This window comes from Paenibacillus sp. FSL R7-0297, assembly GCF_038009025.1.
Lineage (GTDB): Bacteria > Bacillota > Bacilli > Paenibacillales > Paenibacillaceae > Paenibacillus_AQ.
Genome location: NZ_JBBPAQ010000001.1, coordinates 1,410,030 through 1,425,281, shown reverse-complemented (window position 1 = coordinate 1,425,281; position 15,252 = coordinate 1,410,030). Strand labels below are relative to the sequence as shown.

The 15,252-nt window shown below is 53.2% G+C and carries 10 protein-coding genes and 1 riboswitch; of the genes, 7 read left to right on the top strand and 3 right to left on the bottom strand.

The window, feature by feature from the left end:
- The first annotated feature begins 203 nt into the window (after positions 1-203).
- Positions 204-297: riboswitch (cyclic di-GMP riboswitch) on the top strand.
- Between the two features lie 102 nt (positions 298-399).
- Positions 400-2,025: a flagellar assembly protein A gene (locus tag MKZ24_RS06220; protein ID WP_340781733.1), complete on the top strand. Its 1,626-nt coding sequence runs from the start codon at positions 400-402 to the stop codon at positions 2,023-2,025.
- A 61-nt stretch (positions 2,026-2,086) separates the two neighbouring features.
- Here the strand turns inward: MKZ24_RS06220 and MKZ24_RS06215 are convergent, their stop codons facing one another.
- A complete protein-coding gene (locus tag MKZ24_RS06215; RefSeq protein ID WP_340781732.1) occupies positions 2,087-3,004 on the bottom strand; it encodes a DMT family transporter in 918 nt (305 codons plus the stop codon).
- Positions 3,005-3,100: 96 nt separating this feature from the next.
- Between MKZ24_RS06215 and MKZ24_RS06210 the strand changes: the two genes are divergently transcribed.
- Complete coding sequence (locus MKZ24_RS06210) at positions 3,101-4,036, top strand: LysR family transcriptional regulator (RefSeq protein ID WP_340781730.1); 936 nt, start codon at positions 3,101-3,103, stop codon at positions 4,034-4,036.
- A gap of 5 nt (positions 4,037-4,041) precedes the next feature.
- Positions 4,042-5,010, top strand: a complete 969-nt coding sequence (locus tag MKZ24_RS06205) for an aldo/keto reductase (RefSeq protein ID WP_340790073.1) — start codon at positions 4,042-4,044, stop codon at positions 5,008-5,010.
- A 369-nt stretch (positions 5,011-5,379) separates the two neighbouring features.
- On the opposite strand, the gene hcp is transcribed toward MKZ24_RS06205, so the two are convergent.
- Positions 5,380-7,032 (bottom strand): hydroxylamine reductase, encoded by a 1,653-nt coding sequence (gene hcp, locus MKZ24_RS06200; RefSeq protein WP_340781729.1) that lies wholly within the window; start codon positions 7,030-7,032, stop codon positions 5,380-5,382.
- Positions 7,033-7,176: 144 nt separating this feature from the next.
- Here hcp and MKZ24_RS06195 point away from each other — a divergent pair, with 144 nt between their 5' ends.
- Together MKZ24_RS06195 and MKZ24_RS06190 are read left to right on the top strand one after the other, a co-directional pair.
- Entirely contained in the window at positions 7,177-7,881 is a 705-nt protein-coding gene (locus MKZ24_RS06195) for a Crp/Fnr family transcriptional regulator (protein WP_340781728.1), read from the top strand.
- Positions 7,882-7,952: 71 nt separating this feature from the next.
- Positions 7,953-9,344 carry an aldehyde dehydrogenase gene (locus tag MKZ24_RS06190; protein ID WP_340781727.1) on the top strand — a complete coding sequence of 464 codons (1,392 nt, stop codon included), beginning with the start codon at positions 7,953-7,955 and terminating at the stop codon, positions 9,342-9,344.
- A gap of 151 nt (positions 9,345-9,495) precedes the next feature.
- Here MKZ24_RS06190 and MKZ24_RS06185 read toward each other — a convergent pair whose 3' ends face one another.
- Positions 9,496-12,450, bottom strand: coding sequence for an ABC transporter substrate binding protein (locus MKZ24_RS06185; RefSeq protein ID WP_340781726.1), 2,955 nt, complete (start codon positions 12,448-12,450; stop codon positions 9,496-9,498).
- Positions 12,451-12,789: 339 nt separating this feature from the next.
- Between MKZ24_RS06185 and MKZ24_RS06180 the strand changes: the two genes are divergently transcribed.
- Positions 12,790-13,767 carry a LacI family DNA-binding transcriptional regulator gene (locus tag MKZ24_RS06180; protein ID WP_340781725.1) on the top strand — a complete coding sequence of 326 codons (978 nt, stop codon included), beginning with the start codon at positions 12,790-12,792 and terminating at the stop codon, positions 13,765-13,767.
- 914 nt (positions 13,768-14,681) lie between these two features.
- Positions 14,682-15,170, top strand: coding sequence for a DinB family protein (locus tag MKZ24_RS06175; RefSeq protein ID WP_340790071.1), 489 nt, complete (start codon positions 14,682-14,684; stop codon positions 15,168-15,170).
- Positions 15,171-15,252 lie beyond the last annotated feature (82 nt).

Sequence of the window (15,252 nt, the reverse complement as noted above, 5' to 3'; positions counted from 1 at the left end):
TGGGAAACCAGTTTTCCAGACAACTTAGAGCTGCACATTTTAAGATTATTGATAAATTGGCAGAATAGAGTTGAAAAATAGCTCCTTAAGTACTAGAATTAAGCTTGTTTGCAGAAGTTCCTGCAGCGCAGGAACCAGTTATGACCTTTTTTGTCGATTACAGTCGATTTAAATCGCCTCATGCTGAGTGTATATCATTGATCTATTTCTAAAGGCAAACTTCCTGAAAGGGTAGGACGCAAAGCAATGGGCCTAAGAATGCAGAGAATCCGCGTTTATGGTCGCCAGGCTGCCAATAGAGACCACGTAAGCCATCAGTCACCGGGAGATCCCCCAGGCTTTATGATGCTCTTTTCTGTACGAATGCCATTGATTATACGAAAAAGCGAGGTTAAGCTAATGCCGCAGCAATTCATCGAACCAACCCGATATGATTTCGTGGAATCCTTGATGCTTGAACGTACGGGATTCCTGGATTCTTTCTCTGTGGAGGGCCAGACTTCCGGCGGGATGAATGGAGATAAGGATGGAATTATCCTTGTGCAGAATAATCAGATCTTCATTACTCCCCCGCTCTCTGGCGGCAAGCCAGCCCGGATCTCCGCTGTGCATCCTGTAGTGCTGAAGATCAACTGGAAGACCGTTACAGAGCCTACTGAGGTGACCTCAGCGGATCATATAACCTGGGAAATTTGCGAGAAGCCACAGTATCAGATTACCGTTTCACCTGACAAGCTCAAAGTGCATTTCACCTTGTACCGTGCAGAAAAGTACGCCTGGAATCTGGTTAATTGCCCGGCTTCCTTCGAAGCCGCAGTCCGGGCTGAACCTAACCGGGCGATGCTGCTGTCCACGCTCACTATAGAACAGATTCTCTCTTCGCTGGATAACCGCTCCATTCTGCGGAATCTGAATATCCCGGCCCTATACGCCGAACTGAACAACCCTACATATCTCCCAGTCTGTATCGTAGAAGGGAGAGCCCCGCTGCCCGGCAAGAAATCAAGGCTGCAGCTGTCCCTCCCGGAGCATACGCTCACAGGCAATGGAATGCTCCGGGAGGGAAGAACTGCGGAAGCTGCAGATTTCTTAGATTATCTCCGGTTTCCGGGAGCCCCCTTCGCCAGAGAGGGAGAGGTCTTTGCCCGCAAGTTGCCGCCAGAAGAGGGAATTCCCGGATTTGACGTAGAAGGAGGCGTCTTGCCTCCACCTCCACCCCAGGATATTTATTTCGCAGCCGGAGACCATGCACAGCTGCTTCCAAACGGAGAGATCGCGGCTCTACGTACGGGCAGACCCCGCATCTGCGGAGACTCCGGCAGCGTCACAACCTGCGATTTCCCTGCCCTATGCCTCATCACCAAGGAAATGGCGGCAACGGCCGGTGAGATTATATTTGCAGGTGACATCGTTGTACCCTCAGATATTGAAGGCCCTATGTGTATTGAGGCGTTAGGGAATGTGTATGTCTACGGAAACGTCTGCCAATCTACAATTACGGCTACCGGCAGCATCTATATAAGCGGTCAAGTAACCGGCTGCAGCCTGCATACAGGACTTGCCGGCGTACACCAGCACCGCCTGCACCGCTTCTCCAGTCTGCTGCTGACTGAAGTCGGCGGACTGCGGGAAGCCGCCCGTCTGCTGGCCAAGAATGTAGAATCCCGCCAGCAATCCGTGAAGTACGGTCTGGTAGTTATGCTACTGATGGAGGATAAGTACAGCCATTTGGAGGGTTTGATCAGCGACCTTAAATCCGCACTGCTGTGCATGGAAGGGGCTTCCCAGCCCGGTACGGATCAGCTCAAGCAGATGCTGGAGGTTTTCACCCATCCGGGGCAGTTCACCGAGACTATCACTGACAGAGTTCTGAACAGCTTCTCCCGCCTGCTGCGTAATCTGTGTGAGTACATTGAACTGCTCCAGGAGGAGCATGTCCTCATTAATATCGCCCGTTCCCATAACAGTATTCTGGAGTCCGGCGGAGAACTGATCCTGCGGGATTCGGACAGAGCTCCTGTCTGACCCTGCGGTCCCCCCGACAAGAATAAACGGCTGCTCCTCATCCCTGAGGGCAGCCGTTTATTTATTTCTTGCCCAGACCGGGTACCGGGGTCTGCAGGACACTCCCAGCATTCGGGCCCAGCCTGACATTCACCAGAATAATGCTGCTCACAATCAGCAGCATGCCGATGACCAGATTCACCGTAATCTGTTCATGCAATAAGACAACACTGGAGCCGATGGAAATCAGCGGAATCAGAAAGGTGAAAGATCCTACCTTGCCTGCCTCTCCTTCATTGATCAGCTTGAAGTATACCATCCAGCCCAGCGCAATCACGAAGACCGCGATGAACATTGTATTTAATATAAAAGTACTACTCCAGGTAATATCCGCCCAGCTCTCTGAAGCCGAGCCTGCTGCCAGCAGGATTACCCCGCCGATCATGATCTGCATTGCGGTCATCCACAGCATATCTACTCTGGCTGCGTTACGTTTAGTGTAGACCGTGGCCAGAGCCCAGCTGAGTGCACTGGCCAAGGCCAGCAGTACGCCTATAGGCGAGATACTTCCGGTTAATCCCCCAAGGCTTAACGAGGCTACCCCGAGGAAGCCGATCACAAGGCCGGCGATCTTAAGCCCGTACATCCGCTCGCCCAGCCAGATCCAGGCAAAGATTCCGAGCAGCACCGGCTGCAGGAATACAATGGCCGAGAAGAGGCCGGACGGTACATACTGCAGGCCAATCGTCTGGAAGCCATAGTAGAAGACGATACTGAGGAAGGCTGACACCAGATAGACGGGCCAGAGCTGCCGCAAATTCAGCTGCTTCCGCTTAGGCAGAGCCGCGATGATTAGTATAATACCGGCAATGACCGTTCGGATTCCGGCGAACAACAGGGGCGGGGCATACGTTAAGGCAATTTTGGAGAGCGGCCAGTTGATGCCCCAGACAATAACCAGGAACACTAATAAGCCAATGGTTTGCTTCCGCTTCTGCATGAGTTCACCTCTTGTTCTGATTTCTTCCCAAATGATACAATAGAATCAGTCATAATTGAAATGAATTATAATCATGAGGGGCATACCAAATTAGATATGAACAACACTCAAATCCGCCTATTTGTTTTAATCGCTGAAAGCCGCAGCTTTACCAAGGCGGGTCTTGAGCTGAATATGACCCAGCCCGCAGTCAGCCGGGCCATCTCCGCACTCGAAGCCGAGCTGGACGTGAGGCTGCTGCTGCGAGACCGGCGCAGCGGATTGATGCTGACGGATATCGGCAAGCGGATTCTGGTTATCTGCCGCGGAATCCTCAGCGGCCTCGATAAGATAGATCAGGAGATTGCCGCCGAGAAAGGCCTGGAGAAGGGCCTCATCCGCATCGGCGCCTTTCCGGTTGCCGCTGCCTATTTTGTCCCGAAGATTATCAGCGCCATCACTGTCAAATACCCCGGAATTGAGATCAGATTATATGAAGGTTCGGTCGCAGAGGTGAAGGAGTGGCTGGCCTCACGGTTCATTGACGCAGGCCTGATGATTCCGCCGGTCGAAGAGTTCGCCTCCCTGCCGCTGTTCCGGGAGAAGCTCTACGCCGTATTGCCCGGGGATCACGAGCTTCGGCACAAGCAGATCATCTGTGTGAAGGATCTGGAAGCTCAGCCCATGCTGCTCTGCCGGTCGGGCTACGAGCCTCCGGTAGTGGACTTATTCAACCGGGCCGGAAGCAGGCTGAATGTGAAATACGAGGTCAACAGCTACATTACCGCGCTGAATATGATCAAGGAGGGGCTCGCCGTCGGTGTGATGTCCCAGCTCTCCCTACTGTCGCTGCCGCCGAATGTCGTGGTCCGGGAGCTGGTACCTGATGCTTACCGCGATATTCATATCGCCGTCCATTCCCTGGAGGAGACTTCTATTGCCGTACAATTATTCATTGATACTGCACTGCAGCTGTTCTCCGGCAGTGAAGCTGCTCCCCCGTCTCCGGCCGCAGTTGGCCTAATTAACGTTAATGATAAGGAAAAGGAGTGATTATGATGCATTATAAGCGTCTCGGGAATAGCGGCCTTCAGGTATCTGCACTGGGTCTTGGAACCAACTCGTTCGGCAAACGAGCCGATCAGGAGACCTCGATCCGCATTATTCATGCCGCCATGGATCAGGGAATCAACTTCATCGATACCGCTAATATCTATGCCGGCTCCGAGTCAGAGAGGATTATCGGCCTCGCGCTTGAGGGCAGACGCCATGCTGCCGTTCTGGCTACCAAAGCCGGCCTTCCGAAGCATGACGGGCCTGATGGAAGCGGCTCTTCCCGCCGCCATCTGATGCAGGAGCTGGAAGGCAGCCTGCGGCGGCTGAAGACGGATCATGTAGATCTGTATCAGATTCACACCTTCGACCCCTATACCCCGCTGGAGGAGACGCTGCGCACCCTCGATGATATGATCTCTGCAGGCAAAGTACGTTATATCGGGGCCTCCAATTATGCTGCCTGGGAGCTGATGAAGGCGCTGGGCATCAGCGAAGCGCGCAGCTGGGCCAAATATGTCTCCATCCAGTGCAGCTATTCGCTGGCCGACCGCACACCTGAAGCAGAGCTGCTTCCGCTGTGTCTGGATCAGGGACTGGGCATCATCCCGTACTTCCCGCTGGCCGGCGGCATTCTCACCGGCAAATATACCGGCAGTGCCCCTGCCGGTTCCAGAGCGGAAACCGACCCGAATTTCCGCCGCTTCCTTACCCCAGAACGCATCTCGCTCGGGGAGCAGGTTAGCAGTATAGCGGAAGAGCTGGACACTTCACCGGCGGCGCTGTCTCTGGCCTGGCTGATGAGCAGGCCGGCCGTCTCCACGGTGATTGTCGGTGCCACCCGGGTGGAGCAGGTACAGCATAACCTGCAGAGCCTCTCCGTCCGGCCGGATGCGGCAACGCTTGAGAAGCTGGATCAGGCCAGCGCCTCCTTCCGCAGCGGGGAGCCATTCGCCGTCTACCGGCTGCCGTAACAGCTGTCGGCTCATACACAAATAAGCGGGTTCCCGGTATACCATGGGCCCGCTTTTTTTGTGCGTTACATATTTGTTGTACGTTTTGCAACTTTGATTCATTGATAGCCGGGTGTGGCGAAGGATTGTTGTATGAAATACAAGAATTGTTCCGCTAAGCCGCATGAAGCAGGAAAATTCCTGCTTTTATACAACAATTTTAGATTTGGGCCGGTTTAACGGGCAAGATGTTGTATGCCATGCAGGATTTTTGAATATTACCAGATCTCTGTCACGAATAATGGATAACTCAGGAAATTCCCGGCAAAAGCGGCCATCCGATAGTCTTGTGAGACTTAGCGCTGCAGGTTAGAAGGTCAGCATTCTGTGTTACACCGCTGCAATAAACCGCTCCATGTCTTCCTGTACGGTGGTAATGCCGCCGATACCAAAGCTGTCTACCAGCACCTTAGCTACATTAGGTGACAGGAATGCCGGAAGTGTAGGGCCGAGGTGAATGTTCTTCACACCCAGATGCAGCAGTGCCAGCAGAACAATTACCGCCTTTTGTTCATACCAGGCAATATTGTAGGAGATCGGAAGATCGTTAATGTCGTCCAGGCCGAAGACTTCCTTCAGCTTCAGCGCTATGACCACAAGGGAGTAGGAATCATTGCACTGGCCGGCATCCAGCACGCGGGGAATTCCACCAATATCGCCAAGCGCCAGCTTATTATATTTGTATTTGGCACAGCCTGCAGTGAGAATCACTGTATCCTCAGGCAGCTCCGCCGCGAAGTCCGTATAATAGCTCCGGCTCTTCATCCGTCCGTCACAGCCCGCCATCACGAAGAACTGTTTGATTGCGCCGCTCTGGACGGCCCCGACTACCTGATCGGCCACATTCATCACTGCCGCATGGGCAAAGCCGCCGATAATCTCACCTGTCTCGATTTCTACCGGAGCACTGCAGCCTTTGGCCTGCTCAATCAGAGCCGAGAAGTCCTTGACCCCGTCTGCTCCTGCTGCAATATGCTGAACTCCCGGATAACCTGTGTTGCCTGTTGTGTACAACCGGTTCTTATAGCTTTCTTTTGGCGGTACGATACAGTTCGTAGTCATCAGAACCGGGCCACAGAAGCTATCGAATTCTTCAGTCTGCTTCCACCAGGCATTGCCGTAATTGCCCACGAAGTGGCTGTATTTCTTGAAGGCCGGATAATAGTGGGCCGGCAGCATCTCACTATGCGTGTACACATCGACTCCTGTACCCTCCGTCTGCTTCAGCAATTCCTCCATATCCTTGAGGTCATGTCCGCTGATCAGAATGCCGGGGTTCGTACCCACACCAATATTCACTTTGGTAATCTCCGGACTGCCGTAAGATGCCGTGTTCGCACGGTCGAGCAGCGCCATCACATCCACACCGAATTTGCCGCATTCCAGGACCAGGGCAGTCAGCTCGCCCCCGTTCAGGGTATCATCCAGCACGGCTGTCAGGCCTTTTTCCATAAAAGCATGTGCACCCGCTTCATAGAATCCCAGCACCGCCGCATGCTCCATGTATGCAGCCATTCCCTTGAGACCATAGGTGAGCAGCTCACGCAGAGAGCGGATATCCTCATGCTCTGTAGCAAGCACACCCACGGTTGCCGCCTTATCCATCAGTTCCCCGTCCGTACCGGCGCTCCATAGCGCTGCATCATGTTCTGACAGATACGCGATCACTCCGGCAGCCGCAATTCTGCTGCGCCAGTTATCCCGCAGGGCAAGCCCCTCCCGGATCTTCGCAGTGAAGAGTTCCGGAACAAAGTTAGCATTGGTAATCGTAGCGAACAGGCTCTCAATAATAAATTTCTCTGTGACCGGATCGGTAATGCCCAGCTCACGGCCGCTGCGTGCGAACACCGCAATACCCTTGAGCGTATACACCAGAAGATCCTGCAGATTGGCTACATCACTGGTCTTGCCGCATACTCCCTGAATCGTACAACCCGTTCCCTTGGCTGCCTCCTGGCACTGAAAACAAAACATGTCGCTCATTACTCATTCACTCCTCATCATGAATTGGATAGCTGGACAGGACAGCGCTGCGTCCCGCCTTTACAGTTACCAGTAATTGTAGTAGACTTTCGTCTATCAATCGGTAACGGATGTTACCGATTATTATGAATTCGGAGGAAATGTATGAAACTGGAGCCTGCCGCGCTGCAAGCCTGCCTGTTATTCCGCGGGAAGTCCGCAGAAGAGATCGAACTGCTGCTGCATACGCTGGCCTACACCGTCAGCACTTACCGCAGGAATGCCATCATCCTCGCCGAAGGCGATCCGGCTGACCGGCTGGGAATTCTTCTCTCCGGCCGGGTCGAGGTGCAGAAGACGCATTCCACCGGCAGCAGCGTTACCATCGCCCATCTCAAGGAAGGACAGACCATCGGGGAGGCCGTGTTATTCCGCAGGGATAATGTAGCCCCCGCCACGGTAACAGCAACGGGACCCTGCAAGGTGATGTTCATCGGCAAGCAGGAGCTGCTGCGAATATTCGCAGCGGACACAGATATTCTCACCCGCTTCATTGAGAATCTGTCCGAACGGCTGGTGCTTGTTAACCGGAAAATCGAGAACCTGTCCGCCGGGCCGCTGCGGCGCCGGATTATAGACTTCCTGCTGGAGCAAGGCACGCAGCAGGCCTCCGATACGCTGAAGCTCCCCTTCAGCCGCAAAGAATGGGCCGGGCATTTGAATACCGCCCGTCCTTCACTGTCCAGGGAGCTTGGATTCCTGCGCGATCAGGGCTGGATTGACTTCAAGGGCAGTGAAATCACGCTGCTGGACCGCAGCCGGATGAATGATTACCTCCTGAGCCTGCCCTCTACAGCAGGCAATCTGTGAAGATCCCCGGTGCAGAGCAAACCGGGCTAGACTAGACGAACCCTATAGATTCACCCGAGGAGGATGCAAGCATGTTGCAATTAACCGCACCCCATATCGACCAGTTGCTGGAAGATCATAGACAATGGTTCAGCAGCGGAATCACGAGAACCCCCGGCTTCCGCCTGGAGCAGCTGCAGAAGCTGAAGGACGCTATCAAGCGCAGCGAGCCCCGGATTATCGCCGCCTTGAATAAGGATCTGCGTAAGAGTGAATTCGAGGCCTACGCCACGGAGATCGGCTTCACGCTGGACAGCATCGGTTATATGATGAAGCATCTGCGGCGCTGGATGAAGCCGGTTAAGGTAAGATCACCGCTGCACATGTTCCCGGCGAAGAGCAGCATTCTAGCAGAGCCTTATGGGACTGCGCTCATCATCGGACCTTTCAATTATCCGTTCCAGCTGCTGATTGAGCCGCTGATCGGCGCCATTGCCGCCGGCAATGGCGCGGTATTGAAGCCTTCCGAGAGTACCCCGGCTACTTCGGCAGTCATTGAAGACATGATCCGGGAGACCTTTGACCCCGCATATATCCGGGTGGTGCAGGGTGAGAAAGAGACGACAAATCTGCTTATTCACGCGAAATTCGATTATATATTCTTCACCGGCAGCGTGCCTGTAGGCAGAATCGTCATGGAGGCGGCAGCGAAGAATCTGGTGCCTGTAACCCTTGAGCTGGGCGGTAAAAGTCCGGTCATTGTTGACAAGACCGCCAATCTGGAGGCCGCGGCCAAACGGATCGTGTGGGGCAAGCTGATCAATGTCGGGCAGACCTGTATCGCCCCGGATTACCTGCTGGTCCATAGCGATGTTGCAGCTGAGCTGATCGGGCGGATCAAACACAGCATCACCGCATTCTACGGAACGGATATCCGGCATAACACAGACTACGGACGGATTGTGAATGAACGCCAGCTGCGACGGATTGAAAAGATGCTTGAGCAGGACCGCGATAAGCTGATCCTGGGCGGCAGCGTTGTGCCGGAGGATCTCTACATCGAGCCGTCCCTGATCTACCCGGCTTCCTGGAGCGATGCCTCGATGGAGGATGAAATCTTCGGACCCGTGCTGCCGATTATGGAATACAGCCAGATTAGCGAAGCTATCCGGAGTATCAACGATCACCCCAAGCCGCTCGCCCTCTATCTGTTCACTGAGGATAAGCAGATCGAAGAGCAGGTAATGGACAGCGTTTCCTTCGGGGGCGGCTGTGTGAATGATACCATTACCCATGTCGCCAGCACCCATCTGCCGTTCGGCGGTGTGGGGAATTCCGGGATAGGCGGCTATCACGGCAAGCATAGCTTTGAGCTTTTCTCCCACCGCAAGAGCATTGTTAAGCGAAGCACGAGACTGGATTTCGGGATTGTCTATCCGCCATACGGCAACAAGGTCAAGCTGGCACGGAAGCTGCTGAAGTAGAGAATTAAGGAGACCGGATAGCTCCCCTACCCCACTTTGCGAAAAAGAAAAAACAAAAAGGAAGCCTCCCTTGTTTTGAAGGAGGCTTCCTTTTTGTTTTTATATTACATACCTATACTATAAACGGAGTACATTTCGTATACTTATTGCTTCAGCCCGCACGCCGTCCGGCCACCCAGCCCGCGACCTCTTTCTCCGGGATAGGCCTGCTGATATAATAGCCCTGAATCTTGTCACAGCTCGTCCGCTCCAGAAAAGCCAGCTGCTCCGGGGTCTCCACCCCTTCTGCGGTAACATTCAGACCCATATCGTGGCCGATGGTCACAATGGAGCTGGCCAGCGACATGTTGTTCGGGGTATCGATACTGTCGATGAAGGACTTATCAATCTTCAGTGTGGTAATCGGCAGCTGCTTCAGATAGCTCAGTGAAGAATAGCCCGTTCCGAAGTCGTCCAGCGCGATGCCGATTCCCTTAACCTTAAGTGCTTCCAGCTTAGAGCTGATAGCCTCGAAGGATTCCATGAAGATCGACTCTGTAATCTCCAGCTCCAGATATTCCGGGGCAAGTCCGGTATCCCGCAGCACCGTAAGCACCATGTCCGTGAAATCATCCAGCATCAGCTGAATGACCGAGATGTTAACCGAGATATGACAGCCCGTATACCCCTGGCTCTGCAGATCCTTGATGAACTGGCAGGCGGTGCGCAGCACCCATTCCCCGATGGGCACAATCAGCCGGCAATCCTCGGCAATCTTGATGAAGGACAACGGCGATACGAAGCCCAGCACCGGATTATTCCAGCGGATCAGGGCTTCGAAGCCCCAGATCTCGTTCGAACCGACATCTACCAGCGGCTGATAATGCAGCGAGAGCTCGTTATTGGAGATGGCGTTTCTTAGATGCATCTCAATAATCATCCGCTCATCAAAATGCTGCTGCATCTCACGCCCGTAGATCACATAAATGCCTTTGCCCGCTTCCTTCGCTTTATACATGGCAATGTCGGCATTCTTCAGCAGTTCCTCCGCGTTCACGCCATTCTCCGGATATTGAGCAATCCCGATACTGGCCGAGATATGTACAACACTGGCACTCAGCTGAAACGGCTCCTTGAAGCCCTGCACCAACGAGTCCGCATAGCGGATCACTTCACTATACCCGTCTACATCCTTGAAAAGGATCACAAACTCATCGCCGCCGAAGCGGAAATGCTTACTGCGTCCGTCGGACAGCTCCAGCAGCCGCTCACCGACCTTCACCAGCAGCTCATCGCCGAAGGTGTGGCCCATCGAATCATTGATATACTTGAAATTATCAATGTCCAGGAAGAACAGTGCCGCATGGCCGCCGGAGTGCTCCTGAATAAATTTCTTCAGCTCTTCGGAAAGCGACAGCCGGTTCGGCAGGCCGCTCAGTACATCATTATAGGCCAGCAGGCGGTACTTCTCTTCACTGGTCTGCAGCAGCGCCTGATTCTCCACCACCTTGTTATACTGCTCCAGCAGCTCATCCTGCAGTGCTGTCAGCTCCTCATAGGTAGACTCCAGCTCCTGATAGCTCATCTGCAGCTTGCTCTCATACCCTTTGCGGTCGGTGACATCGACCATCGACCCGGCAAACCGGATATATCCGCCGCCTGCATTACGCAGCACCTTGCCCCGGGCCTGGAACCATTTGTATTCCCCCGACTTGCTGCGCATCCGGTATTCGGCGTAGTAATACGAAGAACGACCCTCCAGATGCTGGGTCCGCAGCCGGTCCTCCTGCTCGGCATCCTCAGGATGCAGGAGGTCTCTCCAGCCGCCGCGGGTCTCATTGACCTCATCCCGTTCATACCCCAGCAGCTCGTACCAGCTGTCCGAGAAGTAATAGATCATCGTGGACATGTCCACGTCCCAGATTACCGCGTCCGCGCCATAGGTGGCCAGGCTGAAGCGTTCATTGCTTTTTTCCAGATTGCTTCTGATCCGTTTCACCAGCTGTACATAGAATAATAAAACAAAGATAAAGGTCAGCAGCACGGCAAAAGCGGCAATAATGCTCAGTACCAGCGCTTTGTAGGTCTGATAGAAGGAGAACGGCTTGTTAATGACTTCGCTGCCCTCCGGCAGCTTGTCCAGCGGTACGCTGAAATGCTGAAGCTCATTGTAGTCAAATACATTGCGGACATTGCTGTCAGTCACCACAGGGATATTATCCGCACGCTCCCCCTGCAGGATACGCAGCGCCAGCTCCGCTGAGGTCTGGCCCTGAATTCTGCCGCTGATCAGACTGCCGCCAAAGGCGCCGTGGTTTAGTCCAAAATCATAGATATGGTACACCGGAACACTGCTGCTCTTGCCCAGTTCACTTGAGAACCTGTCAAACTCAACAATCCTTCCGGTAGAGTCACTATAGTATGTAGTCATCAGCACGATGCTGTCCGGAGACAGGGCGGATGCCGTTGCTTTAATTTGTTCAATAGAAAAACGGTTCATAGGGAAGATCTCCAGCCCCAGGTTCAGGGCGTCAATCTGATCCATCACCATTTTGCCGGTCGACAATCCGCTCTCCGAATTATCAAAAACAACGTAAACCTTCCTCACGGAAGGGTTGATCTCCAGCGCCATTTGGATCGTACGCGTAGGATCAATCTTCTCGATAACGCCTGTGATATTGTGAGTGTCCGGGATGCCGGCCACACCCAGCTCATTGACACCGCTGAAGATGATAGGAGCATCATCCAGGATCTCCCGGCGGTATCTCATAGCAAAGCTCAGGGCTGCATCATCTGTGGCGAGAACCGCATCAATATGGACATTCTGATACTTGAATTTGATCGTTTCGTAGAAATGTTCGAGGTTCTCCTGATTGGGATACCGTTTCCAATCCATATACTCGGTATAGATTACGGGCAGAGCGGCTGCACTTTTGAGGCGTTCTTCAATTCCGGCACTCTGTTCATCGCTCCAGGCAAAACCTTTCTGATAGGAATGCAGCACCAGCACATTCTGAGCGGGAAGTTCTTCGGCGTAGGCGTGTGTGCCTTCTGTCGTACACAGTAAGATAAACAGCGGCAAGAGCAAGCTTTTTAACAACCTGAGATGAATTTTATCTACACCCATTCGCACACTCCCGTTCATCTATCTCAAAGTCAGATTTCGATTATAAAACGAGGAATTTCGACATTATACTAATTCGTTAAACCCATTTCCCATCCCTCTTTTGAGCGAAAAAAGCCACCCCATTCTGCACCGTACGGTATCAGCGTAAAAAATAAGGATAATTTATTGCATAAAGCAAATGAATTCTTATCTTTTAAATTTGCCGCTTTCTTATAATTATAGGGGGAAACGATATTTTAATAAACAACAAATAGAGCGGAGCTGCGGCCTTTGTGGACAGAGAACAGCGCTCACGTTAGAATGAATTTGCAGTTGACTGTTTAGACAGGAGGCCAGGCCATGCCGACCATCAAAGACGTTGCGCTGAAGGCTGGCGTATCGGCAACTACCGTATCCCGGGTATTGAACAACAGGGGTTACTTAAGTGAAGATTTGAAGCAGAAGGTGCACCAGGCGATGGACGAGCTCAATTACCGCCCGAATGAACTGGCCCGCTCCCTCAGTCGCTCGAAATCAAACATCATCGGACTGATTATACCGCATGTTTCCCTGCCTTTTTTCGGGGAATTGACCAGTCATATTGAAGAACATGCCTACCGGGAAGGCTACAAGCTGCTGCTGTGCAACTCGTGGCAGGACAAGCTGAAAGAACAGGAGTATATCAACATGCTGCGAGCAAGCCGGGTGGACGGCATTATTATGGGTAGCCATACGCTTGAAGTAGAGGATTACCGGCAGATGAACCTGCCTCTGGTTACCTTTGACCGGCAGATTTCGCCGAATATTCCTTATGTATGCTCGGATAATTACGCGGGAGGACGGCTGGCCACGACCCTGTTGATTGAAAAAGGCTGCCGCCGCCTGGCCCATATCGGCGGGCATCCCAAGCTGAATATCTTATCGCATCTGCGCTGCGTGGCCTTTGAAGAAACCGCGAAGCAGCACGGCGCCCAGTACGTTTCGCTGCATACGGACAACAACAGCTTCGACTTCGAAGCCTATGAGCTGCTGCTGGCCCAGCTGTTCCGCGAGCATCCTGAGGTGGACGGCATCTTCGCCGGCAGTGACATCATTGCCGCCTGTGCCCTGAAGGCCTGCCAGATCAGAGGGCGGCGCGTTCCCGAAGATGTGCGGATTATCGGCTATGACGGCATCACTCTGCGCAGCCTGCTGTATCCGGCCATCAGCTCTATCCGCCAGCCGATGGAGGCGATGGGCAAGCTGGCCGTCGATTTAATCCTGCGCCAGGTACAGGGCGAACCCGTCGAATCAGCCTACATCCTGCCCGTGGAGCTGGAGGAGGGCGCTACGACTTAGCCTTTGACATGGGCATAGGCACAGACACAGACACAAAGTCACCCTAACGGGTGAATCAGGCTGGAGTTTATACGGTTAAATGACATATAAGGCCTGCTGGGCAGCTCATGCAGATATCCAGGCCGCCACGCATGGCTTCATTCAGGCTGCTTCTGGGTCGCCCCGGTGAAGCCTGGGAAATCAAGGGCACTTTTGCCCCTCATTTCCTCCTTTGGGCCGCAACTGGCGAAATCAAGGGCACTTATGCCCCTCATTTCCTCCTTAGGCCCGCAACTGGCGAAATCAAGGGCACTTTTGCCCCTCATTTCTTCCTTAGGCCCGCAACTGGCGAAATCAAGGGCACTTTTGCCCCTCATTTCTTCCTTGCGCGCGCATCTGGCGAAATCAAGGGCACTTTTGCCCCTCATTTCCTCCTTAGGCCCGCAACTGGCGAAATCAAGGGCACTTTTGCCCCTCCATTTCTTCCTTGCGCGCGCATCTGGCGAAATCAAGGGCACTTATGCCCCTCATTTCCTCCTTAGGCCCGCATCTGGCGGAATCAAGGGCACTTATGCCCCTCATTTCCTCCTTTGGGCCGCAACTGGCGAAATCAAGGGCACTTATGCCCCTCATTTCCTCCTTAGGCCCGCAACTGGCGAAATCAAGGGCACTTATGCCCCTCATTTCTTCCTTGCGCGCGCATCTGGCGAAATCAAGGGCACTTATGCCCCTCATTTCCTCCTTAGGCCCGCAACTGGCGAAATCAAGGGCACTTATGCCCCTCATTTCCCCTTTCCGCCCACTTCCGGCGGGGATTAGAGGAATACAGCAATAGTTTCTCAATAGTCTCTATATAGTGTCTATATTTGAATTCAGGGATAGACTCCTGATCCAATCCTATTCACACTTTATAGTTGAAAGGAAGCGATGTTTTGATGCTAACGCCTATGATTGCAGAGCTGCAGCTGCTGCTGGCAGCAGTACCCGCTGCGTATAACCGTCTTACTCCAGAGGAATCCGCCGCACCGCGTCCGGGAGGCAAATGGTCCTGTTTGCAACTACTCGGACATTTATGCGATTCGGCAATCAACAATCTCACCCGGTTCATCAAGGTTCAGTACGAGCCGCAGCCCCTGCAGCTGGCTTATTATGACCAGAATGAATGGATGAATGCCCAGCATTATGCCTCGGCTCCGCATGAAGAAGTGCTGACCCTGTGGATCAGCCTGAATCAGTCGGTCCTGCGCGTAATTTCGCGACTGTCTGCTGAGCAGCTGAACCTTCTTTTCCTCCGGAATGACGGTACTACAGTCACCCTGCAATGGCTGGTTGAGGAATACGTGAATCACATGAAGCACCACCTGCGGCAAATGTTCCCGGAGCAGGGCTGGGATAGCTCAGCGATAAATAACCTTAACCCGTAAGAAATAGCCTTGCCGTCATTAATAAGGACCGTCCATTCCAGCGGGAAATAGGAAGGAGAAGTAATCGTGTGAAACTTATACA

What these genes read in the sequence shown, in the direction of transcription:
- MKZ24_RS06205 (WP_340790073.1), top strand. Translation starts at nt 4,042, where the DNA reads ATGCATTATAAGCGTCTCGGGAATAGCGGCCTTCAGGTATCTGCACTG.
- MKZ24_RS06175 (WP_340790071.1), top strand. Translation starts at nt 14,682, where the DNA reads ATGCTAACGCCTATGATTGCAGAGCTGCAGCTGCTGCTGGCAGCAGTA.
- MKZ24_RS06185 (WP_340781726.1), bottom strand. Translation starts at nt 12,450, where the DNA reads ATGGGTGTAGATAAAATTCATCTCAGGTTGTTAAAAAGCTTGCTCTTG.
- MKZ24_RS06195 (WP_340781728.1), top strand. Translation starts at nt 7,177, where the DNA reads ATGAAACTGGAGCCTGCCGCGCTGCAAGCCTGCCTGTTATTCCGCGGG.
- MKZ24_RS06180 (WP_340781725.1), top strand. Translation starts at nt 12,790, where the DNA reads ATGCCGACCATCAAAGACGTTGCGCTGAAGGCTGGCGTATCGGCAACT.
- MKZ24_RS06190 (WP_340781727.1), top strand. Translation starts at nt 7,953, where the DNA reads ATGTTGCAATTAACCGCACCCCATATCGACCAGTTGCTGGAAGATCAT.
- hcp (WP_340781729.1), bottom strand. Translation starts at nt 7,032, where the DNA reads ATGAGCGACATGTTTTGTTTTCAGTGCCAGGAGGCAGCCAAGGGAACG.
- MKZ24_RS06215 (WP_340781732.1), bottom strand. Translation starts at nt 3,004, where the DNA reads ATGCAGAAGCGGAAGCAAACCATTGGCTTATTAGTGTTCCTGGTTATT.
- MKZ24_RS06220 (WP_340781733.1), top strand. Translation starts at nt 400, where the DNA reads ATGCCGCAGCAATTCATCGAACCAACCCGATATGATTTCGTGGAATCC.
- MKZ24_RS06210 (WP_340781730.1), top strand. Translation starts at nt 3,101, where the DNA reads ATGAACAACACTCAAATCCGCCTATTTGTTTTAATCGCTGAAAGCCGC.